The 21,922-nt window shown below is 74.3% G+C and carries 22 protein-coding genes and 1 pseudogene; 16 read left to right on the forward strand and 7 right to left on the reverse strand.

Features of this window, described 5'->3' with window-relative positions; translation table 11 throughout:
• Positions 1 to 386, forward strand: a pseudogene (locus tag ACQEUR_RS22580) (sulfatase); the annotation flags it as partial.
• Positions 386 to 1,186, forward strand: coding sequence for an FkbM family methyltransferase (locus ACQEUR_RS22585; RefSeq protein ID WP_433034544.1), 801 nt, complete (start codon positions 386 to 388; stop codon positions 1,184 to 1,186). The pseudogene ACQEUR_RS22580 and the gene ACQEUR_RS22585, both read left to right, overlap by 1 nt.
• Positions 1,187 to 1,242: 56 nt before the next feature.
• Here ACQEUR_RS22585 and ACQEUR_RS22590 read toward each other — a convergent pair whose 3' ends face one another.
• The 3 genes from ACQEUR_RS22590 to ACQEUR_RS22600 all read right to left on the reverse strand — a co-directional run bounded on the left by ACQEUR_RS22590 (position 1,243) and on the right by ACQEUR_RS22600 (position 2,587).
• Positions 1,243 to 1,962 (reverse strand): lytic polysaccharide monooxygenase auxiliary activity family 9 protein, encoded by a 720-nt coding sequence (locus ACQEUR_RS22590; protein WP_433034546.1) that lies wholly within the window; start codon positions 1,960 to 1,962, stop codon positions 1,243 to 1,245.
• A gap of 155 nt (positions 1,963 to 2,117) precedes the next feature.
• Positions 2,118 to 2,366, reverse strand: a complete 249-nt coding sequence (locus ACQEUR_RS22595; RefSeq protein WP_433034548.1) for a hypothetical protein — start codon at positions 2,364 to 2,366, stop codon at positions 2,118 to 2,120.
• The gene (locus ACQEUR_RS22600; protein ID WP_433034550.1) at positions 2,363 to 2,587 is read right to left on the reverse strand and encodes a hypothetical protein; all 225 of its coding nucleotides are present in this window, start codon (positions 2,585 to 2,587) and stop codon (positions 2,363 to 2,365) included. The genes ACQEUR_RS22595 and ACQEUR_RS22600 overlap by 4 nt, the downstream gene beginning before the upstream one ends.
• Positions 2,588 to 2,724: 137 nt before the next feature.
• Here ACQEUR_RS22600 and ACQEUR_RS22605 point away from each other — a divergent pair, with 137 nt between their 5' ends.
• Together ACQEUR_RS22605 and ACQEUR_RS22610 are read left to right on the forward strand one after the other, a co-directional pair.
• A complete protein-coding gene (locus ACQEUR_RS22605) occupies positions 2,725 to 3,525 on the forward strand; it encodes a helix-turn-helix domain-containing protein (protein WP_433034552.1) in 801 nt (266 codons plus the stop codon).
• Positions 3,516 to 3,707 carry a DUF397 domain-containing protein gene (locus tag ACQEUR_RS22610; protein ID WP_433034554.1) on the forward strand — a complete coding sequence of 64 codons (192 nt, stop codon included), beginning with the start codon at positions 3,516 to 3,518 and terminating at the stop codon, positions 3,705 to 3,707. Before ACQEUR_RS22605 ends, ACQEUR_RS22610 begins: the two co-directional genes overlap by 10 nt.
• Positions 3,708 to 3,780: 73 nt before the next feature.
• Here the strand turns inward: ACQEUR_RS22610 and ACQEUR_RS22615 are convergent, their stop codons facing one another.
• On the reverse strand, positions 3,781 to 4,215 hold the full coding sequence (locus ACQEUR_RS22615) for a hypothetical protein (RefSeq protein ID WP_433034556.1): 435 nt from the start codon (positions 4,213 to 4,215) through the stop codon (positions 3,781 to 3,783).
• Positions 4,216 to 4,712: 497 nt separating this feature from the next.
• On the opposite strand from ACQEUR_RS22615, the gene ACQEUR_RS22620 reads away from it, so the two are divergent.
• The 3 genes from ACQEUR_RS22620 (at position 4,713) to ACQEUR_RS22630 (ending at position 6,292) form a co-directional block, all read left to right on the forward strand.
• A complete protein-coding gene (locus ACQEUR_RS22620; protein WP_433034558.1) occupies positions 4,713 to 5,156 on the forward strand; it encodes an Hsp20/alpha crystallin family protein in 444 nt (147 codons plus the stop codon).
• 100 nt (positions 5,157 to 5,256) lie between these two features.
• Positions 5,257 to 5,538 carry a hypothetical protein gene (locus ACQEUR_RS22625; RefSeq protein ID WP_433034560.1) on the forward strand — a complete coding sequence of 94 codons (282 nt, stop codon included), beginning with the start codon at positions 5,257 to 5,259 and terminating at the stop codon, positions 5,536 to 5,538.
• Between the two features lie 235 nt (positions 5,539 to 5,773).
• Positions 5,774 to 6,292, forward strand: a complete 519-nt coding sequence (locus ACQEUR_RS22630) for a metallophosphoesterase family protein (protein ID WP_433034562.1) — start codon at positions 5,774 to 5,776, stop codon at positions 6,290 to 6,292.
• A 242-nt stretch (positions 6,293 to 6,534) separates the two neighbouring features.
• On the opposite strand, the gene ACQEUR_RS22635 is transcribed toward ACQEUR_RS22630, so the two are convergent.
• Positions 6,535 to 7,080, reverse strand: coding sequence for a TetR/AcrR family transcriptional regulator (locus ACQEUR_RS22635; RefSeq protein ID WP_433034564.1), 546 nt, complete (start codon positions 7,078 to 7,080; stop codon positions 6,535 to 6,537).
• 110 nt (positions 7,081 to 7,190) lie between these two features.
• On the opposite strand from ACQEUR_RS22635, the gene ACQEUR_RS22640 reads away from it, so the two are divergent.
• Together ACQEUR_RS22640 and rpsD are read left to right on the forward strand one after the other, a co-directional pair.
• Positions 7,191 to 7,847, forward strand: a complete 657-nt coding sequence (locus ACQEUR_RS22640; protein WP_433034566.1) for an SRPBCC family protein — start codon at positions 7,191 to 7,193, stop codon at positions 7,845 to 7,847.
• Positions 7,848 to 8,046: 199 nt separating this feature from the next.
• Positions 8,047 to 8,652, forward strand: a complete 606-nt coding sequence (rpsD, locus tag ACQEUR_RS22645; protein WP_433034568.1) for a 30S ribosomal protein S4 — start codon at positions 8,047 to 8,049, stop codon at positions 8,650 to 8,652.
• A gap of 19 nt (positions 8,653 to 8,671) precedes the next feature.
• Here rpsD and ACQEUR_RS22650 read toward each other — a convergent pair whose 3' ends face one another.
• Together ACQEUR_RS22650 and ACQEUR_RS22655 are read right to left on the reverse strand one after the other, a co-directional pair.
• Positions 8,672 to 11,305 carry an Ig-like domain-containing protein gene (locus ACQEUR_RS22650; RefSeq protein WP_433034570.1) on the reverse strand — a complete coding sequence of 878 codons (2,634 nt, stop codon included), beginning with the start codon at positions 11,303 to 11,305 and terminating at the stop codon, positions 8,672 to 8,674.
• A gap of 220 nt (positions 11,306 to 11,525) precedes the next feature.
• A complete protein-coding gene (locus ACQEUR_RS22655; RefSeq protein ID WP_433034572.1) occupies positions 11,526 to 12,782 on the reverse strand; it encodes a glycosyltransferase in 1,257 nt (418 codons plus the stop codon).
• Positions 12,783 to 13,063: 281 nt separating this feature from the next.
• Here ACQEUR_RS22655 and ACQEUR_RS22660 point away from each other — a divergent pair, with 281 nt between their 5' ends.
• The 7 genes from ACQEUR_RS22660 (at position 13,064) to shc (ending at position 21,914) form a co-directional block, all read left to right on the forward strand.
• A complete protein-coding gene (locus tag ACQEUR_RS22660; RefSeq protein ID WP_433034574.1) occupies positions 13,064 to 14,494 on the forward strand; it encodes an MGDG synthase family glycosyltransferase in 1,431 nt (476 codons plus the stop codon).
• 18 nt (positions 14,495 to 14,512) lie between these two features.
• Complete coding sequence (locus ACQEUR_RS22665) at positions 14,513 to 15,355, forward strand: DMT family transporter (RefSeq protein WP_433034576.1); 843 nt, start codon at positions 14,513 to 14,515, stop codon at positions 15,353 to 15,355.
• Positions 15,356 to 15,573: 218 nt separating this feature from the next.
• Complete coding sequence (hpnC, locus tag ACQEUR_RS22670; RefSeq protein ID WP_433034578.1) at positions 15,574 to 16,476, forward strand: squalene synthase HpnC; 903 nt, start codon at positions 15,574 to 15,576, stop codon at positions 16,474 to 16,476.
• The gene (hpnD, locus tag ACQEUR_RS22675; RefSeq protein WP_433034580.1) at positions 16,473 to 17,351 is read left to right on the forward strand and encodes a presqualene diphosphate synthase HpnD; all 879 of its coding nucleotides are present in this window, start codon (positions 16,473 to 16,475) and stop codon (positions 17,349 to 17,351) included. Before hpnC ends, hpnD begins: the two co-directional genes overlap by 4 nt.
• Complete coding sequence (gene hpnE, locus ACQEUR_RS22680; RefSeq protein ID WP_433034582.1) at positions 17,348 to 18,697, forward strand: hydroxysqualene dehydroxylase HpnE; 1,350 nt, start codon at positions 17,348 to 17,350, stop codon at positions 18,695 to 18,697. The genes hpnD and hpnE overlap by 4 nt, the downstream gene beginning before the upstream one ends.
• A complete protein-coding gene (locus ACQEUR_RS22685) occupies positions 18,694 to 19,722 on the forward strand; it encodes a polyprenyl synthetase family protein (protein ID WP_433034584.1) in 1,029 nt (342 codons plus the stop codon). The genes hpnE and ACQEUR_RS22685 overlap by 4 nt, the downstream gene beginning before the upstream one ends.
• A 188-nt stretch (positions 19,723 to 19,910) precedes the next feature.
• Complete coding sequence (shc, locus tag ACQEUR_RS22690; RefSeq protein ID WP_433034586.1) at positions 19,911 to 21,914, forward strand: squalene--hopene cyclase; 2,004 nt, start codon at positions 19,911 to 19,913, stop codon at positions 21,912 to 21,914.
• Positions 21,915 to 21,922: the final 8 nt, after the last annotated feature.

Raw genomic sequence — 21,922 nt, forward strand, 5'->3', positions numbered from 1 at the left:
ACGGCTCGGTCTTCACACCGATGGCCGGCCGGGGCGACGCGGAGGACGGCGGCTGGCGGGACCCCGCCGAGGTGCGCACCGAGTACCGGCGTTCCATCGAGTACTCGCTGAGCACCCTGATCTCCTACCTGGAGACGTACGGCGACGAGGACCTGGTGCTGGTCTTCCTCGGCGACCACCAGCCCGCCCCGATCGTCACCGGCGAGGGCGCCGGCCGGGACGTACCGATCACCATCGTCGCCCGCGACCCGGCCGTGCTGGACCGGATCGCCGGCTGGGGCTGGCAGGACGGGCTCAACCCCGGTCCGCAGGCCCCGGTCTGGCCGATGGACACCTTCCGGGACCGGTTCCTGGGAGCCTTCCGAACGCCCCTAAGGAGTCGGTAATGGTAGCTTCAACCATGTTTGCCCGCGTCTGGGGGATCAGCCGGTCCCTCCTCATCTACCACGGCCAGCCGAGCAAACACCGGCGGGCCCGGCGGCTCTACGGCCAGTTCCTCGGCCCGGGAGATCTCGGGTTCGACATCGGCGCCCACGTCGGCGGCCGGGTGCGCACCTGGCGGCGGCTGGGTGCCCGGGTGGTCGCCGTCGAGCCGCAGCCCGACTGCCTGCGCGTGCTGCGGCTGGCGTTCCGCCGCGACCCGGACGTCACGATCGTGCCGGAGGCCGTCGGGGCGCGCGCCGGGCAGGCGCGGCTGGCCCTGTCCACCGCCACCCCGACGGTGTCGACGATGTCGCCGGAGTGGATCGAGTCGGTCACGACGGACGAGAGTTTCGCCCGGGTACGGTGGGACCGCTCCGTCGAGGTGAAGGTCGCCACCCTCGACGACCTCATCGCGATCCACGGCGTACCGGCCTTCTGCAAGATCGATGTGGAGGGTTTCGAGGTCGACGTGCTGGCGGGGCTCAGCCAGCCGCTGCGCGGGCTCTCCTTCGAATACCTTCCGCCGGCGCACGACGCCGCCCTCGCCGCCCTCGACCTCGTGGAACGGCTCGGCGCGACGGCGGGCGGGTACCACTACAACTACTCGCCCATCGAGACGATGCGGTTCGCCAGCGAGCGGTGGCTGGACGCGGACGGCCTCGTCCGGTTGCTGGAGCGGTTCCGCCCGTTGGGCCGCTCCGGCGACGTGTACGCCCGGCTCCGCAGCGCCGACGGGCTGCCGCCGGGGTCGGGGGTGGAGTAGAGGGCGGGCCACCGCCGTTGCGCGAGCAACCGGCGGTGGCCCGTCCGCACACCGGACTAGAAGGTCACGTCACTGCACCAGTAGTAGGTCTGGTCGGAGTGGCTGGCCTTCCAGATGGTGTAGACCACGTGCCGGCCCGAGCGTCCGGGCGCGCTCACGCTGATCGTGTTGGAGACGCCGTTGAGTACCGGGTCGTTCTCCCGGGTGCCCGCGCCCGGCGCGTACCGGCCGGTTTCCCGGACCAGCTCGATGTCGTTCCAGGTCAGTCGCTGGGTCTGCGGGTTGAACCCCTGCCGGGTGACGTAGATCCGGAAGTAGTCCGCCCCGTGCAGGGCCTGGTCGTGGACGGTGACGCCGAAGTTGCTGCTGACCCGGGTGGCCTGCCAGGCGCCCGGATTGTCCAGCGCGGCGTACCGGACGCCGCCGGTCTGGCCGGCGCTGCAGAGCTGCCCGTTCGGTACGGCCGCCTGGTGGTTGCCGGCGACGCCGTCGCGGTAGAGGCCGTTCCAGTTCCACATGGCGTTCGGGTCGGCCTGCCAGGCCTGCCAGCACATCGGGTCCTGGGTGGCCATCTGTGGGTTCTGGAAGTCGCTGCCCCACCGCTTCCAGCATCCGTAGTTGCGGGACGCCGGGCTGATCGTGGAGCCGTGCGCGGCGGCGATGTCCGCCAGCGCGGTGGTGAGCAGGACGACCGCGGCCACCGCCACGGCGAGGACACGCAGGAGGTGCGGCGTACGGCGGAGGGCGGGTGTGTGGTGGTGCGCGAGAGCAGACATGGGGATCCCCAGACGTCGATTGCACGATCGGGTACGCGGGAGGCTGCCCGGCGCTCCCCGCACTGACCACCCGGCTCCGGTGGCGGTGTGCCTGCGCAGAGATTCACATTCGTGGATGCTGCTTGTCAATAGTTGTGGCGCCAAACTAAGTGCCACTATCTCGGGACCCAGCCGATGAACCGGGCGTACAGCTCGCGCGGGGCGGGTCCGGCGTCGCCGTGGAGCGCGTGCAGGTCGCTGGTCGCGTCGTAGAGCATCGAGCAGAGGTAGACGGAGAGTGTCACCCGGTTGCCGGCGTACTCGATCAGCAGGCTCTCCCGGGCGGCGGCGCACGGCCAGGCGGTGTCGCAGACCCGGCACGACCAGGCCGGCCGTCGGGCCAGGTGCGCCGCCCCGGTGGTCACCGTTCCTCCAGCGGTACGGCGGGCGCGCCCGGCCGGCCGCGCCACCCGGTCCAGCGCTGGTTGGTGTACCCGCCCAGGTAGGGCGGCGATGTCGGCGGCACCCGGCTGTCCGGGCAGCGCCACCGGTGGCCGCAGCGACAGTAGCGCCACAGCCGGCGCCAGTCCCGGCGGTGCCGGGGCGCGTACGGGACCGGGTGCGGCTTCCGACGTGGCCAGGGCATCGGGGCGCCTCCCTTTCGGACGATCGGCTGGTGCGGCTACCCACAGTGTGGTGACGGCTCCACTACTGTCGGAACGGTTCGTCCACCGACCGTCCGGCCGTAGGGCGGGCGGAACTTCCCCGTGCAGAGGTGTACAGATGGCCCATCCGCCCACGTTGGAGCTCTTCGCCGAGGAGCTACGGCTCTGCCGGACCGCCGCCGGCCTCTCCCAGGACGCCCTCGGTACGGAGATCAGGTTCTCCGCGTCCCTGGTCGCGGCGGTGGAGCAGTGCCGCCGGATCCCGCGCCTGGAGTTCACCGCGCGCTGCGACGACGTGCTGAAGACCGGCGGCCGGCTGGAACGGATCCGCAAGAAGCTGGGCCAGGAGGTGGTGTTGGCCTGGTTCCGCGAGTGGGTGCAGATCGAGCGCGAGGCGACGATGCTGCGGTGGTACGAGCCCCTGGTGGTGCCAGGGCTCTTGCAGACCGAGGAGTACGCCCGGGCGCTGCTCTGCGGGGCCAGCCGGTTCACCGAGGACGAGTTGGAGCAGCAGGTCGTCGGCCGGTTGGAGCGGCAGGCGGTGCTGGACCGCAATCCGCCGCCACTCTTCGTCGCGGTACTGGACGAGTACATCCTGCGTCGGCCGGTCGGCGGGCCGGCGGTGATGGCCGAGCAGCTCCGACACCTGGCGGAACTGGCCCGGCGACCCCGGGTGCACCTGCACGTGGTGCCGTCCGCCACCGGCGCCTACCCCGGGCTCAACGGCGCGTTCGTGCTGGCCACGCCGCCGGAGGGGGACGACGCGGCCTATCTGGACAACCAGCTCCACGGCTATGTCGTGCAGCGGCAGGCGGACGTACTATCGCTGGCGGAGACCCGGGAGTCGGTGCGCGCCAGGGTCCTGTCGCACGACGAGAGCGTGCACATGATCGAGGAGGCGGCGAAGGCATGGAGCTGACCGGGGCGGTCTGGCGGAAGAGCGGCCGGAGCAGCGGCAACGGCGGAGCGTGCGTCGAGGTCGCGGACAACCTGCCCGGCATCGTGGGGGTACGGGACAGCAAGGACCCGGCCGGCCCCGTGCTCGCCTTCGCCCCGGCCGCCTGGCGTGCCTTCGTCCGGGGGACCTTCCGGTCCCGCTGACGCGCTCGATCCGGCTCCTCGGGACGCACCTGCCACGGCCCGACGACCGGCCGGTCAGCTCAATTCCAGCCGGTCAGCCCCCGATCACCCGTGCCCGGCCGGGGGAAGGACGGCCGGTACGCCGGTCCCGACCACTCTGCCGGACCTCGTCGACCCGTTCGTTGACCGCGTCGACCCGGGCGGCGAGCGTGTGGTGCTCCACCGGCAGATGCCCCCGGGTCTCGGCGAGCAGCCGGACCAGGGTGCTCGGATCGGTGTCGCCCAACGCGTCGTGCAACCGGTCCAGGCTGGGCCGGGCGGCCGGGGCGAGGTCCGTGAGCGCGGTGATCTGTCCGGCGAGCTGACGCAGGTCTGCCCCGTGGTCCCGGGCCCACCGGGCCACCGCCCGGTCACCGGCCCGACGGTCCCGCTCGGCGCGTACCCGGCCGTCCCGGGTCTGGTCCGGGCACTCGTCGTCGGCGGGGCGTAGCCGCAGGTAGCGACGTTCGGCGGCCTGCCGGCTGGCCACGCCGAGGGCCGGCGCGAGGTCGGCCCGCTCGCGCCGCGCTGCCGGGCCGCGTCGATCAGCCGGGGCTCCCAGGTGGCCAGCTCGGCGCGGAGCTGCCGCAGCAGCATGAGGGCGGCGAGGACCTGCTCCGCGCTCGGGTCGCCCTCACCCTCGCCCGCGCCCGGCCCGCCGTCTCCCGGTCGGTCAGCGGGGGAGCGCGGGCCGGCGGCGGCCCGCCAGGACGGCGGCGCGTCGGCGCCGAGCCGGGTGGCGACGGCCCGGACGCGGTCGAGCGCCTCGCTCGTCGACGTCCTCCCGCCGTCGCCGGGCCCGCTCTGCCCGGGGATCCGCACGTCCTCCGGGTCGACCAGTTCCCGCCGCGCCACCGTCGCCTCCGCCGCTCATCGAGTTCATGTCATCGCACTGATGACGTTTCGCTTGTCGTCGGTCCGATGACATGGTACAACCGAGGTGTCGCGCATTGACAGCATCGTCAGTCGACACAGGAGGTGGATCAGATGTTGATGCGCACCGACACCTTCCGCGAACTGGATCGGCTCGCCCAGCAGGCCTTCGGGGCGATGCAGACCGGCACCTGGTCCCGCCCGTCGGCCATGCCGATGGACGCGTACCGCAGCGGTGACGAGTTCATCGCGGCGTTCGACCTGCCCGGGGTCTCCCCGGAGGCGATCGAGATCAACGTCGAACGCAACATGCTGACCGTCCGAGCCGAACGGCGTCCGCTCGACCTGGACAAGGAAACCCAGGTCCAGCTCTCCGAACGCCCGCTCGGGGTCTTTTCCCGGCAACTCTTCCTCGGCGACGCCCTCGACACCGACCGCATCGAGGCCAGCTACGACAACGGCGTACTGGTGGTGAAGATCCCGGTGACCGAGCGGGCGAAGCCGCGCAAGGTCGCGGTGGCCTCCACCGGCGGCGACCGGAAGGCCATCAACGCCTGAGACGGCGGTGGGACCGGGCCGGTCCAGGGGGTCTGTTGACGCGGAGCGGTCGGCGGTTCGCCGATCGCGGCGATGTCGGCGCTGAAAGGGGGTGACGGGCATGAGCAGCGGTGTCGGGCGGGGTTCCTCGGCAATCCGGTCGGTCCACGAGGCCTTCGTCGAGCTGGTTCAGCACGACGACGACCTGATGCGGGCCGAGTTCGACGCACTCATCGACGCCTGCTGGCACACGCCCCCACCCCCGCCGCCGGCTCGGCCGCAGCCTGCACCGCGACCACCGCTCTGGCCCGTCGAGCCCGCCGCGACAAAGCTGCTCGTGCCCCCGGACACCGTGCCGTCCGGCACCCGGTGGCGGCGGCAGCGGGCACCTCCGCCGCACTGAGCCGATGACGCGCCAGCGGAGAAGGCAGGTGATGCCATCAGCACACTCGTCTCGACCCTTGTGAGCACAACCGACACCGCCGGCCCGGTCCACAACGGACCGGGCCGGCCCGCGTACCGCGTCCGCCCCCGGGGTTCGCCGTGATCGCGTAAGGTCCGGCTCGCCCAGACCGGCCGGACCCTACGCGATCACGAAGGGCCGCCGGGGCGGGGTGCGGGGGCGGTAGGGTGGCGGGGTGCGTCTCGTGATCATGGCGGACACCCACGTACCCAAGCGGGCCCGAGACCTGCCGCCGGCGCTGTGGGCCGCGGTGGACGACGCCGACGTGGTCATCCACGCCGGCGACTGGGTGCACGAGTCCCTGCTCGACACGCTGAGCGCGCGCAGCGCCCGACTCGTCGGCGTCTACGGCAACAACGACGGCCCGGCACTGCGGGCCCGGCTGCCCGAGGTGGCCCGGATCGAGCTGGCCGGCCTGCGGGTCGCGGTGGTACACGAGACCGGCCCCGCCGGTGGGCGGGAACGCCGCTGCGCCGCCCGGTACCCCGACGTCGACCTCCTCGTCTTCGGCCACTCGCACATCCCCTGGGACACCGAGGCGCCCGGCGGGCCGCGGCTGCTCAACCCCGGCTCGCCGACCGACCGGCGCCGCCAGCCGTACGCCACCTACCTGACGGCGGAGATCACCGACGGGCAGCTCCGTGACGTGGTCCTGCACCCGCTGCCGCGCCCCGGGGTCCCGTCCGACGGATAGGCCGCCGCCCCACCGGCCCGGGGATCGCGTTGGTACTCCACCGTCACTTCGCCTGTCTGGCGCTGGTAGCGGGATCGCCGGGCGCTGGCTTGGGATGTTCGTCGCCAGATCGGCCAGTGCGGGATGTGCTCTGGCTCGGCGGCGGTCAGCGCGATGATCTTCGGGCCGGTGTCGGGCTGTGGCGGTGGTCATCCACGCCCAACCGGTTGGGCCGAGGCTGGGGGTGGGTCTGGTTGGCTGGGTCATGGTGCCAGGAGCGCGAGGAGTCTGCTCACGAGGTCGGCGGGTGTCGTGGTGGAGCCGTTCTTGGCGAGGTGTCCGCCGAGCGCGAGTTCGATGGCTCCGTGACTGGTCGCGCGGAGGAGTTCGGCGAGCGCGATCGGGTCGCCGGCGGGAAGCTCGCCTGTGCGCTGACTGGCGGTCACGGCGTCCAGCAGTGCGTCGCGGGCGGTATCGGCGGCATCGCCGAGCCGGGCGTCGTCGCTGGTCCAGGGCCCGAACACCAGCCGGAATCGGGCCGGATGCGACAAGGCTTGGTTGAGGTAGGCGGTGAGCGCCGCCGCGATACCTCCTTCGCTGTCGGTGGTGAGCAGGGCCGCGTAGGCGTGGAGTTCACGGGCGGCCACCGCGGCGAGCAGCGTTTCCTTGTCGGCGAAGTGCTTGTACGGGGCGTTGTGCGAGACTCCTGCGCGGCGTCCGACCTCGCGCAGCGTTACCGCCGCGGGGCCGCCCTCGTCGAGCAGTGCCGTGGCGGCATCGACGATCGCATCACGCGTGGACCCGGCCATCTGACCCATGCTAGCCGCGCGGTTGACGAGGTCTACCTGTGAGTCCGACGGGTTGACAAAGTCAACCTCCGGGCTCAGTCTGGTTGACAACGTCAACCTGAGGGAGCCGTATGGCCAGCGACCCTACTTCGCGCCGTCCTCGCGCTCGCCGCATCCTCACCCGCCTCGGCATCGTGGGCGCCGCCACGATCGCCGTGCTCGGCGTCGTGGCCTGGCGGCTGACCGTTCCGCCCGGAGAGCCGCCGGACTACTCCGGCGAGCGCCCCACTGTGGTCGATGACGGCTACGTGAGCGTCACGCACTCCGTTCACGTCGACGCGCCGCCGGCGCAGGTGTGGTCCTCCGGCAACGACCCGAATCTGTCGCTGGAGGACATCGTGCAGTTCGACAACGGCTTCCCGGCGGTCGAGACGACCCAGCCGCTGGTCGGCGAGTGGAGGCCCGGCGAGCGAGTCGGAGACCGCCGCTGGGTGCGCTTCGAGGACGGGCACTACCTCGTCGAGGAGGTGCTCGCCGACGAGCCGGACGTCTTCCGATACCAGATCTGGGGATTCACGAGCGTGCAGCGTATCGCCGTGCAGCACGCCGTCGCGGAGTTCCGCTACGAACCCGAAGCCGGTGGTACGCGGTTGAGCTGGACGTACTCGTTCCTCCCCACCACGCCGATCCTGTCCGGCATGGTCCAGTCGTTCCTCGACTCGACGATGACACCCATGATGCGGGCGACGCTTGTCGGGCTCCGGGACCACGCGGAGGCCACCACCTGAGCACTCACGACCCTTCGGGCGTACTCGCCACATCGCTACCGCCAGAGCACATCCTGCACCGGCCGATCTGGCGACGGACATCCTAAGCCGGCGCCCGGCGATCCCACCACCAGCGCAGACAGGCGAAGTGACGGTGGAGTATTAGGGGCCGCCACGGTGGGGAAACCCGGCGGGACGGCCGGCACGGGGGGAGAGACGCATGGTTGGGCGGTCCCGGACAGTTCTGACCCGATCACCGGACGGTCTCGCGCTGTTTCCGAAGATCGGCTGGTTCCTGCGCCGGGCGAGGCGCGCACCGGTGCGCCGCAAGCCCCGCGCCGACCCCACCAGCTACCGGCTGCCGGAACACGACGAGCGGCTGGTCCGGGGACGCTACCACCTGCGCGGCCGGCAACTGCGCCGGGCCTGCGCCGAGGCCGCGCGGCGCGGCGGCGACCCCGGTGAGGGGCTGGTGGAGATCCTGGAACGGCGACTCGACGCCCTGCTCTGGCGCGCCGGCTTCGCGCCGAGCATCCGGCAGGCGCGGCGGCTGGTGGCACACCGGCACGTGGTGGTCGACGGTCGGCCCGTCGGCCGGCCGTCGTACCCGGTGCGCGCCGGGCAGACGATCGGGATCCGGGAGTCGCGGATCGGCAAGGCGTCGCTGGTCAGCGGCGTGCAGGAGCGGGCCGGTCGGCTGGCTCCACCGCCGTACCTGGAACTGCGGCCCGACCAGCTCCAGGCCACCCTGACCCGCGAACCGAGCCGGCCGGAGCTGCCGGGGCTGGCCACCGAGCCGGTCACCGTCCGGGTCGTCACCGGGTAGGTGGGCGGCGCACCGGCCCTCAGGCCCGGGGCCGGAGCAGGGTGATCCGCTGGCCGCCGTACTCGGAGACGTAGAGGTTGCCGGTGCCGGGCTGCTCGGTGAGGTCGAGCGGATCGGTGAAGCCGCTCAACCCGGTCAGCCCGGTCTGCGCGCCGACGATGTCCTGCTGGGCGCCGCCCGGTTCGAGCACCACGATGTCGTCGCCGCCGCTGTAGCGGACCACGAGCAGCCGGCCGCGCAGGGCACCGCCGAACGCGCCGCCCCGGTACTCGATGACGCCGTTGGGCGACCGGTTCAACCCGAAGTCGTACGCCGCGCCGCGCCAGTTGCGGTCCGGTCGGGTACCCACCGGGTACTGCGTCACCTCGGCCGGGTCGACCCCCGCCGTCGGGTTGCCGCCGTTCAACACCCACTCGCACCGGGCCGGATCGGGGTGGCCGTAGTAGCCGCCGCGCTCCACCCGGAACAGGTAGTCGTGCTGGGTGGTGGAGACGTTCGCCAGACCCGGCACCGCCGGACCGGTGTACGGGCCGAGGCTGGCCGCGTCCACCCGCCGGGTACACGCGGCGGGCAGCGGATTCGGCGTCGCCGGGGTGCTGCCGCCGGCCGCCGAGCCGTTCGCCGGCACGTACAGCCGGCCGTTGCTGTGCCAGACCAGGTCCCAGGCGTTACGCACCCCGCTGCCGTACACGGTGACCGGCGCCCCGGCGGCGAACGGGTCGTAGCCGCCGCCCTCGGCGGTCTGCACGTTCAGCGGGGCCGCACCGATCGCCGCCACGTCGACCCGGAGCACCGCGGCGTTGAGGGCCCGCTCCGGGCGCTGCCCCCAGGCGTTGTCCGGGGCGCCCATCGCGGTGTTCGAGCCCTGGTTGACGTAGAGGGCGCCGTCGGGGCCGAAGGCGAGCCCGTTGGTCAGGTGGTCGCGGGTACTGCGGGGCAGCCCCACCACCCGGTCGGCGACGCTGCCCAGCGCCGGACCGCTGAGCCGGCTGATCCGCCCGGTCCAGTCCGGCATGCCGCCGTAGCCGTACGCGGTGTGGGTCACCCAGAGCACCGGGTTGCCGGCCGTGGCCGCCGGGTCGAAGGCCATCCCCATCAGCATCCGGTCACCGCCCCCGGCGGTACGCAGCGACTCGATCACCTCGCCGGTGCCGAGCGTGCCGTCGGCGTTCACCGGATAGCGGAGGATCTGCCCGGTGGCCACCCCGGCGTAGAGCCGGCCGTCCGGGCCGAACGTCACGCTGGTGAAGACCCGTCCGGCGGTGCCGGGCAGGGCGACCCTGTCGAAGGCGACCGGCCCGCCACCACCACCGCTGGGCAGCGCTCCGGTGGTGAAGGTGACCGCGTACGGCAGGAAGGCGGCGCCGGAGGTGTCCCGTACCCCCGAGGTGATCTCGAAGCGGTAGGCGGTGTCGGCGGCGAGCAGCCCGGTCGGCTGGAGCACGACGACGTCCCCGCCACCGCTGGTGTTGCGGTTGGCCGGCACCGCGACCCCGTCGGCCAGCCGGACCAGCCGGACCGTCTCCGGGGTGAGCGTGCCGGCGTCCACCCCGGCGCCGACCGTCGGCAGGTTGACGGTGGCGGCCACGGCGGTGTCCCGGAGCACTCCGGTCGAACCGGTCGCCGGGGTCACACCGGTGAACGCCGGCCGGATCGCCGCCTCCGGCGCCGGCACCACCTCGACGTGGGTGATCTTGGTGTTCCGCCCGCCGGCGGCGTCGACCGTCAACCGTCCGTCCAGCACCCGGGTCAGCGTGGTCGACTGCCGGTATTCCGCGCCCGCTGCCGGGGTGAACGGCCCCACCACCGCCGAACCCTCCACGTTGAGCTGGTGGAGGCTGTCCACCGAGGGGCCGTCACCGGCGCCGACCGTCACCGCGTACGTGCCGTTGGGCCGGGCCAGCTCCCAGGCGCCGGGCAGCCGCACGTTGGCGAAGTTCGGCACGTCGCCGCCCTGCATGTGCAGGATCGTGTCCAGCCGCTGGTCGACCCCGGCCCGGTCCCGGTCCCGGCCGTTGCCGACCAGGTCGCGCGGGGTCGCGGTGCCGGGAGCCACCCAGCCGTACGTCAGACCGCTGCCCTGGCCCGCGCCGGTGCGCGCCCCGTACGCCTGACCGAAGTCCCGCAGGTAGCCGGCCGGCGTCGGCGCCGTCTCGCTCTGGAAGTCGACCCGGACCGCCCGCGCGACGTGGAACCGGGCGGAGACGACGCCGGTGCCGCCACCGGTCAGGTCGAGCGCGGCGGTGATGGTGTGCGCCCCCTCGGCCAGCCCGGCCGTCGACCACGGTTGCGCCGTGCCGTCGGCGGCGGTGCCCGCGAAGTCGTACGGCGCCGTCCCCTCGGTCTGCCGGGGCGCGCCCGCCATCGTCGGGTCGTCCAGGAAGAACCGGACCCGGACGATCTCCGACGCCGGCCGGACGAAGACGTACCCGGTCTCGCCGAGGGTCGCCTCCGGCAGCGGCACCGCCGCCGACCGGTTCGGGGCCGCGCTGAGCGCCAGCTCGTGCGCCGGGGCGGCCGCCAGGCCACGTGCCGTCGTCAGTTCGTGGGCCGGCCCCGCGACCGCCGGCCCGGCACCGGGCACCAGGGACAGCGTCACACCGAGCAGCACGGCCAGCAGTGGGCGGAGCGGAAGGGACGGGGACGCGCGCATGGACGGCTCCCTGGACGACGGACACGGATCACACCGGGCGTCCGCGACGCTACGGAGTGCGACACGCCGTCCGTGGTGGACTGTCGGGCAGCCGACCCAATCTGCGCGGAGGAGTCGGGACGACCAGGGGCGGGACCGTCCGAGCCGGTCGATGTCGTACCCGTCGGGATAGGTCCGGACGCCCTCCCGCCGCGCCCCGACTCCTCCGGCGGGTGCCGGGTCAGCCGGCGAGCCGGTCGAGCGCGGCCACCACGGCGCCGGCGCCGTCCTCGTCGGCCAACCGGTCCGCGACAGCTCGGGCCCGCCGGGCGAACGCCGGCTCGGTGACGGCGGCCCGGATCGCGGTCGCCAACCCCTCCTCGGTCAGCCGGCGGAACGGGACGGCGTCCGGGCCGGTGCCGAGAGCGGCGAGCCGGCCGGCCCAGAACGGCTGGTCCGCCAGCATCGGTACCGGCACCGCCGGCACCCCGGCCCGCAGCCCGGCGGCGGTCGTACCACAGCCCGCGTGGTGCACCAGGGCGGCCATCCGGGGGAAGAGCCAGTCGTGCGGGGCCTCGCCGATCGCCAGCACGTCGGCGGAGACCGGCCGGCCCGGACCCGGCCCCACGGCGTCGGCCTGCACGATCCCGCGTACCCCGGCCCGGCGCAGGCTGCCGGTGACCAGCGCGTCGAGCTGGTCGCTGGCGTGCCCCATGCTGCCGAAGCCGACGTAGACCGGTGGCGGGCCGGCCGCGAGGAAGTCCAGCAGCTCGGCCGGGGGTCGCCAGTCGTCGGATCCCGCCGGCCACCAGTAGCCGACGACGTCCAGACCGGGACGCCAGTCCGCCGGGCGGGGGACCACGGCTGGGCTGAAGCCGTGCTTGACCGGCCACCCCTCGGTCGCCGCCCGCCGGTCCAGGCCGCCCAGCCCGGCCGGGGGCAGCCCCAGGCGCGCGCGCAGCCGCCGGGACGCGTCGGCGTAGACCCGCCGGGCCAGCGCGTGCCCCAGCCGGCCGGCGGTCCGGTTGCCCCAGCGACCCAGCGACGGCACGTTCAGCAGCGTCGGCGGGAACGCGCCGGTGGGATAGAGCGGCTGGAGGAACACCCCGAGGCTCGGCACGCCGTGGGCCTGCGCCACCGAGTAGCCCAGCGGTGCGGTGGTACTGGAGAGGAGCAGGACGTCCGCGCCGGGTTCGGCCGCCGCCGCGATGCCGTCGCCGAGGTCGTCGACGAACCGGTTGCCGAGCCGGAGGAACTCCAGCACCCCCGCCGCGCCCGGCGGCGAGCGCGACGGCCGCTGGTCGGAGTCGCTGGCGCGCAGCGCGGAGAGGTCACCGGGGATGGCGCGGAAGTCCAGGCCGCAGCCGGCGGCGAGGGGGGCGAAGGCGGCCGGGGCGGCCAGGGTGACCCGGTGCCCGGCCGCGCGCAGCCGGGCACCGAGACCGGTGTACGGGGTCACGTCGCCCCGGGAACCGGCGGTGACGATCAGGACCCGCACGTGTCGCCTCCCAGCGGCCCACGGGTGTCGCCCGGCGTCGACCCGGACCGGCGCGGCCGGCGCGGTGTCGCCGGACGTCGCGCCGAGACGATGCGGTGTCGCCCGGTACGCACCGAACGGCCGCACCGGGTGACGCCGCGAATATCCGGAGCTTATGCCCGGTGCCGCCCGGCGCGGACCGGATTCGGTGACGGAGGAGGGCCGAGCGGGCGATCGCGGAAAGATGGCCGGCGAGTGCCGCGGGCGAGGATTCTTCGCACCCTGGGCGGGTAGATGGCCGGATGACGTTTACTCCCGGGCGCTTCCAGGCGACCCGCACGGAGGGATCCGACCCGCCGGCCGGCGGGGCCGGAGGCCGACGTCCACGCGTGGTGATCATCTACGCCAGCGCGGGTGCGGGCCACGACGGGGCGAGCCGGGAACTGGCCCGGCGGCTGCGCGAACGCGGCCTGCTGGCGGACTGCGTGGACCTGGCCGACATCTTCCCGTGGGGACTCGGCCGGCTGCTACGCGGCACCTACCACGGGATGTTGAGCCGGCTGCCCTGGATCTACGGGGTCCTCTTCGCGATCGGCGGCAACTTCAGCCGGGCCGCACCCATCACCCGGGCGCTGCTGCGACCGGTCTGGCCGCGGGTGCTCCGCGCCCTCCCACCGGACACCCGGGCGGTCGTCTCGACGTACCCGGTGGTCAGCCAGATCCTCGGACCGCTGCGCCGGGAGGGCCGCCTCGCCGTACCGGTGATCACCTACCTGACCGACTTCGCGGTCAACCCGATCTGGGTGTCGCCGGGGATCGACGTGCACTGCGCCGCCCACGACAGGACCCGGGCCGAGGCCCGGGCGCTGGGCGCCGGTGAGGTCCGGGTGGCCGGCCGGATGGTCTCGGCCGGGTTCGGCCCGGGCACCGACGAGGAGAAGCGGCGCGCCCGCGAACGCCTCGGCCTGCCGCCGGACGCGCGACTCGCGCTGCTGGTCGCCGGCTCCTGGGGGGTCGGCGCGGTGGCCAAGACGGCGGCCGAGATCGCCCGTACCGGGGTCGCGGTCCCGGTCGTGGTCTGCGGTCACAACGCCCGGCTGTACCGCCGGCTCGCCCGGCGCGGCACCGGACCCGTCTTCGGCTGGGTGGACGACATGCCCGCCCTGCTGCGCGCCGCCGACGTGCTCGTGGAGAACGCCGGCGGGCTCACCGCGCTGGAGGCGATGGCCTGCGGGCTGCCGGTCGCCACCTACCGGCCCATCCCCGGCCACGGCCGAGCGAACGCCGCCACCATGTCCCGGGCCGGCGTGACCACCTGGGTACGTCGGCGGGCGGCCCTCGGACCGACCCTGGTGACGCTCGCCGACGGCACGGCCGGCCGGGCGCAACGGGCGGCCGGGCTGTCCCTGTTCGCGTCCGACCCGGCCGGCGTGGTCGCCGACGTCGCCCGGGGCGTCGAGCCGGGCCCGACGGCGGTACCCGCGAACGGCACCGGCCCGCTGGTCCACGGCGAGCGTCCGGCGCTGGTCGAGCGTGCGTCGGTGCCGGAGGCCTCCGCCGAGATCGGCACCGCGCTGGCCGCGTTCCCGCCCCGCCGCGCGCTGACCTGGTGGGTCGGGTTGCGCACCGGGGCACAGGAACTGCGCACCGCCGCGCGGGGGTTGCGCGGCGGTGTACCCGGTGTCCGCCCCGATGGACGCCGACCGGCCCGCCGGCCGGACCGGCAGGGCTGACGAGCAGGTGAGGATTTGGTGAACTATCTGGCCATCGTGCTCGGGGTGGCCTCCGCCGCCTGCTTCGCGCTGAGTTCCGTGCTGGAGCAGCACGCCGCCAAGCAGGAACGGCCGACCCGCACCATCGACCCGCGGCTGCTGATCCGCCTGCTGCACCGGCCGCTGTGGCTGTTCGGCTGGGTGCCGGACGGGATCGGCACCGTCCTACAGGCGTTGGCGCTGCGCTTCGGCCCGCTCGCCCTGGTCGAACCGCTGCTGGCCAGCGGCCTGTTCATGGCGGTGCCGCTGGAGGCGGCGCTGGAACGCCGGCGGCCGCACCGCCGGGACATGATCCTGGTGGTCGTCGGCGCGGTGGGGCTGGTCGCGTTCCTCGCCGCGGCGAACCCGCGCGGCGGCGTGACCCAGCCGTCGCTGCTGGCCTGGATCGGGGTCGGGATCGCGATCGGGTCGCTCGCCGCCCTCTGCCTGGTGATCGCCTGGCGCACCCAGAACGCCACCCGGGGGTTGATGCTCGGCATCGCCACCGGCCTGCTGTACGCCGGGGCGGCGGCCCTGCTCAAGACGGTCACCTCGAAGCTGCCGGACCATCCGCTCTCGCTGCTCACCGACTGGCACCTGTACGCGCTGATCGTGGTGGGCGGGGTCGCGTTGACGCTCAACCAGAACGCCTTCCAGGGCGGTCCGATCGCCGCCCCGCTGACCGCCATCGCGCTGCTGGACCCCTTCACCAGCGTGCTGATCGGGGTCACCGCGTTCAAGGAGGAACTCTCGCTGGAGGGGCCGCGGCTGTTCATCGGCCTGCTCGGCGTGCTGGCGATGACGGTCGGGATCTGGTTGGCCCGCCGTACCCGTTCGAACTGACAGACCGCCCGTCACCGGCCGAGGCGGTCACCCCGGGTCGAAGTTGCTTCACGTGCGTTGAACACCGCAGAAGGGATTTTCCCAGCCGGGCCGACGGAGGTGGGAAGTTGGGTACGCTCGGTGAAGATTACTGAGCGCGAGCAAGGGGTCACTACCAATCTGGCGCGGCGGTCTGGCTGGGCTCTGGCTGACAGATGGACCTCGCGAGAGGCGGCAGCGTGCTTGATCTGACCGACGATGCTCCCGGCCAACCGCCTTCGGACCGGCCCGGCGAGCGACGGCTGCCGGAGACAGTGCTGGCCGGCGAGAACTTTCCTGTCGCGCTGCGTGTGCTGCCCGCCAGGATCCGGCGGCACCTGCTGGCACTGTACGCGTACGCCCGGTTCGTCGACGACCTCGGCGACGAACCGGACACGGCCGGGCGCGACGAGGGACCGACCGTACGGCTGGCCGCGTTGCAGCGGCTGGAGCGGGAGGTCCGGTCGATGTACGAGGGCCTGCCGCCCCGGCATCCGGTGCTGCTCCACCTCGCGCCCACGCTGGTGGACTGCCAGCTGCCGATGGACCCGCTGCTCCGGCTGATCGAGGCGAACCGCCGCGACCAGGTGGTCGACCGCTACCCGACCTTCGGCAGCCTGGCTGAGTACTGCCACCTCTCCGCCGACCCGGTGGGGGAGTTGGTCCTCCAGGTATTCGGTGCCCGTACCGCCCCCCGGATCCAACTCTCCAACCGGATCTGCACGGCGCTGCAAATCGTCGAACATCTCCAGGATGTCGCCGAGGACCGCCGTCGCGGCCGGATCTACCTGCCCACCCAGGACCTCGCGGCGGCCGGCGTGGACGAACGGGAACTCGACGCGCCGCGGGCCGGCGAGCCGCTCCGCACGGTCGTCCGGCAGCAGGCGGAGCGGGCGCAGAGCCTGCTCACCGCCGGCGCCCCGCTCGTCGGCGAGTTGCACGGCTGGGCCCGCGTCGCCGTCGCCGGCTATGTCGCCGGTGGACAGGCGACCCTCGCCGCGCTGGCCCGCAGCGGCTATGACCCGCTGCCCGGGCCGCCCCGGCCGACCCGGGCCGGCGTCGCCACCGCCTTCCTCCGCTCCTGGCTGGTGAGCGCGGCATGAGACGCGAGGGTGGGCTGGAACGGGCCTACCGGGAGTGCGCGCGGGTCACCCGCAGCCAGGCCCGCAACTTCTCGTACGGAATCCGGCTGCTCCGGCCCGACCGCCGCGCCGCCCTCTGCGCGGTCTACGCGGTGGCCCGGCGCATCGACGACATCGGCGACGGCGACCTGCCGGCGGCCACCAAGCTCGCCCGGCTCGACCAGGTCCGTGCCGCGCTGCACCGGTTGCCGGCGGCCGGCCGTGATCCGGCGCTGGTGGCCCTGGCCGACGCCGCGAACCGGCTGCCCATCCCGTTGGCGGCGTTCGACGAGCTGGTGGAGGGCTGCCTCGCGGACGTCCGGGGGACCCGGTACGAGACGTTCGAGGAACTCGTCGGCTACTGCCGTTGCGTGGCCGGCTCCATCGGCCGGCTCTCGCTCGGCGTCTTCGAGCTGCGCCCGGGGGTGAGCCGGCCGGTGGCCAGCGAGCTGGCCGACACCCTGGGCATCGCGCTCCAGCTGACGAACATCCTGCGCGACATCGTCGAGGACCGCGCGGTGGACCGGATCTACCTGCCCCGCCAGGATCTGGAGCGCTTCGGCTGCACCCTGCGACTCGGAGCCGACGGCGAACTCGTCGACCCGCCGGAGCGGCTGGCCGCGCTGCTGCGTTGGCAGGCGCAGCGGGCCGAGCGGTACTACCAGACCGGGCTGCGACTGCTGCCGCTGCTGGACCGGCGCAGTGCCGCCTGCGTCGCCGCGATGGCCGGCATCTACCACCGGCTACTGGTCCGGATGGCGTCGGACCCGCTGGCGGTGACCCGCAGCCGGGTGTCGCTGCCGGGCTGGGAGAAGGCGTACGTGGCGGCGCGGGCGATGACCCGGAGCGGGTCGTGACCACCGACCGGGTGGGTGTGATCGGCGGCGGCCTGGCCGGCATCGCCGCCGCGATCCGGCTCGTCGACGCCGGACACCGGGTGACCCTGGTCGAGGCGCGGCCGGCGCTGGGCGGGGCCACCTACTCCTTCCGGCGCGGCGACCTCACCGTCGACACCGGTCAGCACGTCTTCCTCCGCTGCTACCACGAATACCGGGAACTGCTCACCCGGCTCGGCACCGCCGACCGGGCCGCGTTGCAGGACGGGTTCTCGGTGCCGATCCTGCGGGTCGGGGTGCCGCCGCATGTACTGGCCCGCCACCGCCGGCTGCCGGCGCCGGCGCACCTGCTGCCCGCACTGCTCAACTACCGTCCGCTGCGCTTCGGGCAGCGGCTCGCGGCGATCCGGGCCGCCGCCGCGCTGCGCGGCGTCGACCCGGACGACCCGGCGGCCGACCGGATCAGCTTCGGCACCTGGCTCGCCGCTCACGGCCAGGACGCGCCGACGATCCGCCGGCTGTGGGAGCTGATCTGCACGGCCGCGCTCAACGCCCCGCCGGAGCGGGCGTCGCTGGCGCTGGCCGCCCGGGTGTTCCGCACCGGGCTGCTCGACCGGGCCGACGCCGCCGACCTCGGCCGCCCCACCGCGCCGCTGTCCGAACTGCACGGCGGACCGGCCCGCACCCTGCTGCGGCAGCGCGGCGCGACGGTCCGCACCGGCGTACGGGTGCGGCAGATCCGCGCCGAGGACGGCGGGTACCGGATCTCCGGCGACGGCATCGAGCTGGCCGTCGCCGCCGTGGTGCTGGCGGTGCCGCATCCGCAGGCGGCCCGGCTGGTGCCGGCCGAGGCGGCACCCGACCGGGCCCGCTGGGCGCGGCTCGGCGCCGCCCCGATCGTCAACGTGCACGTGCGCTACCAGCAGCGGGTCACCGACCTGGAGTTCGCGGCCGGGCTGGACACGCCCGTGCAGTGGGTCTTCGACCGGAGCCCGACCGGCACCGCCGGGCAGTACCTGGTGGTCTCCATCTCCGCCGCCGAACAGGTGCTGGCGACCCGGGCGGGCGCACTGCTGCGGACCCAGATCGACGCGCTGGCGGAGCTGTTCCCGGCGGCACGCCGGACCCGGGTGCTCGACGCGTTCGTGACCCGTGAACCCCGGGCGACCTTCCGGCAGGAGCCGGGTTCCCGTAGTGCGCGGCCGCCGGCCCAGACCCGGTCACCGGGACTGGCGTTGGCCGGCGCGTGGACCGACACGGGGTGGCCGGACACGATGGAGGGCGCCGTACGCAGCGGTCACCGGGCCGCGGACGTCGTACTCGCCCACCTCGGGTCGACATCGAGTGCGACGGAGGCACCGACATGACCATGATGCTGCCCAACATCCTCACCCAGGTGGACGAACTCGTCGCACCCGAGATCCGGGCGGCGCTCGATCGCATCGACCAGCGCACCCGCCTGGTCGCCGGGTACCAGCTCGGCTACTGGGACGCGGCCGGCCAGCCCACCGGGCGGGGCGGCAAGGGACTGCGGCCGGCCCTGGCACTGCTCTCGGCGCGCGCCGCCGGCCAGACCGTACGCCGCGGGTTGCCGGGCGCGGTCGCGGTGGAGCTGGTGCACAATTTCTCGCTGCTGCACGACGACGTCATCGACGGCGACCTGGAGCGCCGGCACCGGCCGACCGCCTGGGCCGCCTTCGGGCTCGGTCCGGCGATCCTGGCCGGCGACGCGCTGCTCAGCCTCGCCGACGAGGTACTGACCCTCGCGCCGGACCTGGACGTCAGCCGGGGAATGCCGGTGCTGCACGCCGCGATCCGGCGGCTGATCGCCGGGCAGGCCGCCGACGTGGCGTTCGAGACCCGGACCGACGTGACGCTGGACGAATGCCTGGCGATGGCCCGGGACAAGACGGCGGCGCTGCTGGCCTGCTCCGCGACGCTCGGTGCGGTGCTCTGTGGCGGCTCGCCCGCCGTGGTCGACGGCCTGGCCCGGTACGGGGAGCGGCTCGGTCTGGCGTTCCAGCTCGTCGACGACCTGCTCGGCATCTGGGGCGAGCCGGCCGTCACCGGCAAGCCGGTCCTGGCCGACCTGCGGGCCCGGAAGAAGTCCGTGCCGGTGGTCCGGGCGCTCACCTCGGGCGGCCCGGCCGCCACCCAGCTCGCCGAGCTGTACACCAGCCCGGGGGAGCTCTCCGCCGCCGACCTGGCGTTGGCCGCGACCCTGATCGAGGAGACCGGTGCCCGCGACTGGACGGAGAAGCAGGCCGACCGGTTGCTCACCGAGGCGCTCGCCGAGCTGGACCAGCTCGCCGCGCCGGGTCCGGAGGCCGGCGCCGAGGTACACGCGGACCTGGTGGCGATCGCGCACTTCATGACGGGACGGGACCACTGATGGCTGGACTGATCTCCACCGACGGCGCCAGCCCCAACGGCGCCAGACCTCAGGCAGCCGGGCCGGACGGCGCAACGGGCGGCACCGCAACGGGCAGCACCGCAACGGACGGCGCTGGGTCCGGCGGCGCCGGAACCGACGGGGCTGGATCCGGCGGCGGCACGCCCGACGGTGGCCGGGGCGGCAGGTTGGCCGACACCGACGCCGCCGCCCTGGCGGCCGCGGCGGTGCCGGCCGCCGCCGCCGCGCTGGACGCCGCCGTGCCGGCCGCCGCCGCGGGACCGGCGCCCGAGGCCGGGACGGTGCCCGACGCCGAGCTGCGCGAACAGGCGAGGGCGGCCCTCGACCGGGCCCGCGACCTGCTGCTGGCCGGGCAGGAGCCGGACGGCTGGTGGCAGGGCGAGCTGGAGACCAACGTGACGATGGAGGCCGAGGACCTGCTGATGCGGGAGTTCCTCGGCGTCCGCACCGCCGAGCAGACCGAACCCACGGCCCGGTGGATCCGGTCCAGGCAGCGGTCGGACGGCGCCTGGGCCACCTTCCACGGCGGCCCGGGTGACCTCTCCACCACCATCGAGGCGTACGCGGCGCTGCGGCTGGCCGGCGACCCGCCGGAGGCCGAGCACCTGCGCCGGGCCCGGGAGTTCGTGCTCGCCCACGGCGGGATCGAGCGGAGCCGGGTCTTCACCCGACTCTGGCTGGCGCTGTTCGGCGAGTGGCCGTGGCAGCGGCTGCCGGCCATCCCGCCCGAGGTGGTGCTGCTGCCGCCCTGGTTCCCGCTCAACGTCTACGACTTCGCCTGCTGGGCCCGGCAGACCATCGTGCCGCTGGCCATCGTCCGCTCGCTGCGGCCGGTACGCCCGCTCGGCTTCTCCCTGCGCGAGCTGCGTACCGGCGAGCGTCCGGCACCGCCGCCGTCGCTGCGCCGGCGCGACGGCTGGATGCACCGCCTGGACGGCGCGCTGCGCGGCTACGAGCGGCGCCCGGTCGGCCCGCTGCGGCGCAACGCGCTGCGCCGGGCGGCCGAGTGGATCGTCGCCCGGCAGGAGGCGGACGGCTCGTGGGGCGGGATCCAGCCGCCCTGGGTCTACTCGCTGATCGCGCTGCACCTGGTCGGCTACCCGCTGTCGCATCCCGTGCTGCGGGCCGGCCTGGCCGGACTGGAACGCTTCACCGTGCGGGAGGAGACCCCGGACGGCCCGGTACGTCGGCTGGAGGCGTGCCAGTCCCCGGTCTGGGACACCGCGCTGGCGGTGACCGCCCTCGCCGACGCCGGCCTGCCGCCCGGCCATCCGGCCCTGACCGCCGCCGCCCGGTGGCTGCTCGCCGAGGAGATCCGGGTCCCCGGCGACTGGTCGGTGCGCCGCCCCGGCCTGGTGCCCAGCGGCTGGGCCTTCGAGTTCGACAACGACGGCTACCCGGACACCGACGACACCGCCGAGGTGCTGCTCGCGCTGCGTCGTAGCGGCCCGGACCCGAGCGTCCGGCCCGCCATCGAACGCGGACTGCGGTGGCTGTGCGGCATGCAGTCCGCCGACGGCGGCTGGGGTGCCTTCGACGCGGACAACACCCGGCGGATCGCCCGGGAGCTGCCGTTCTGCGACTTCGGCGAGGTGATCGACCCGCCCAGCGCGGACGTCACCGCGCACGTGGTGGAGGCGCTCTGCGCGGAGGGGCTGACGGGTTCCGCCGCCGTCCGCCGGGGAGTGGCCTGGCTGTTGCGCAGCCAGGAGGCCGACGGCTCCTGGTTCGGCCGGTGGGGGGCCAACCACGTGTACGGCACCGGCGCCGTCGTCCCGGCGCTGATCGCCGCCGGGGTCCGCCCCGACGACCCGGCGATCACCCGGGCGCTCTGCTGGCTGCACCGGCGGCAGAACGCCGACGGCGGCTGGGGCGAGGACATGCGCTCGTACCGCGACCCGAGCTGGCGGGGGCGGGGCACCTCGACCGCGTCGCAGACCGCGTGGGCGCTGCTGGCGTTGCACGCCGCCCGCTCCGGCGACCGGGCGTCGCTCTGGCGGGGCGTCCGGTGGCTGCTGGAGTCCCAGCGCCCGGACGGCGGCTGGGACGAGCCGCAGTACACCGGCACCGGCTTCCCCGGTGACTTCTACATCAACTACCACCTCTACCGGCTGGTCTTCCCGATCAGCGCGCTCGGCCGGCTCCTCGCCGACCCGGGTGAACCGAGTTGAGCGGCGAC

The organism is Plantactinospora sp. CA-290183 (assembly GCF_050936375.1).
In the GTDB taxonomy this organism is placed as follows: Bacteria; Actinomycetota; Actinomycetes; order Mycobacteriales; family Micromonosporaceae; genus Plantactinospora.

Coding starts and splice junctions, on each gene's coding strand:
- ACQEUR_RS22635 (WP_433034564.1), bottom strand. CDS start 7,080: ATGGCCGGGTCCACGCGTGATGCGATCGTCGATGCCGCCACGGCACTG.
- ACQEUR_RS22605 (WP_433034552.1), top strand. CDS start 2,725: ATGGCCCATCCGCCCACGTTGGAGCTCTTCGCCGAGGAGCTACGGCTC.
- ACQEUR_RS22620 (WP_433034558.1), top strand. CDS start 4,713: ATGTTGATGCGCACCGACACCTTCCGCGAACTGGATCGGCTCGCCCAG.
- ACQEUR_RS22685 (WP_433034584.1), top strand. CDS start 18,694: ATGACCATGATGCTGCCCAACATCCTCACCCAGGTGGACGAACTCGTC.
- ACQEUR_RS22610 (WP_433034554.1), top strand. CDS start 3,516: ATGGAGCTGACCGGGGCGGTCTGGCGGAAGAGCGGCCGGAGCAGCGGC.
- hpnD (WP_433034580.1), top strand. CDS start 16,473: ATGAGACGCGAGGGTGGGCTGGAACGGGCCTACCGGGAGTGCGCGCGG.
- ACQEUR_RS22590 (WP_433034546.1), bottom strand. CDS start 1,962: ATGTCTGCTCTCGCGCACCACCACACACCCGCCCTCCGCCGTACGCCG.
- rpsD (WP_433034568.1), top strand. CDS start 8,047: ATGGTTGGGCGGTCCCGGACAGTTCTGACCCGATCACCGGACGGTCTC.
- ACQEUR_RS22585 (WP_433034544.1), top strand. CDS start 386: ATGGTAGCTTCAACCATGTTTGCCCGCGTCTGGGGGATCAGCCGGTCC.
- ACQEUR_RS22600 (WP_433034550.1), bottom strand. CDS start 2,587: ATGCCCTGGCCACGTCGGAAGCCGCACCCGGTCCCGTACGCGCCCCGG.
- ACQEUR_RS22660 (WP_433034574.1), top strand. CDS start 13,064: ATGACGTTTACTCCCGGGCGCTTCCAGGCGACCCGCACGGAGGGATCC.
- ACQEUR_RS22625 (WP_433034560.1), top strand. CDS start 5,257: ATGAGCAGCGGTGTCGGGCGGGGTTCCTCGGCAATCCGGTCGGTCCAC.
- ACQEUR_RS22650 (WP_433034570.1), bottom strand. CDS start 11,305: ATGCGCGCGTCCCCGTCCCTTCCGCTCCGCCCACTGCTGGCCGTGCTG.
- ACQEUR_RS22640 (WP_433034566.1), top strand. CDS start 7,191: ATGGCCAGCGACCCTACTTCGCGCCGTCCTCGCGCTCGCCGCATCCTC.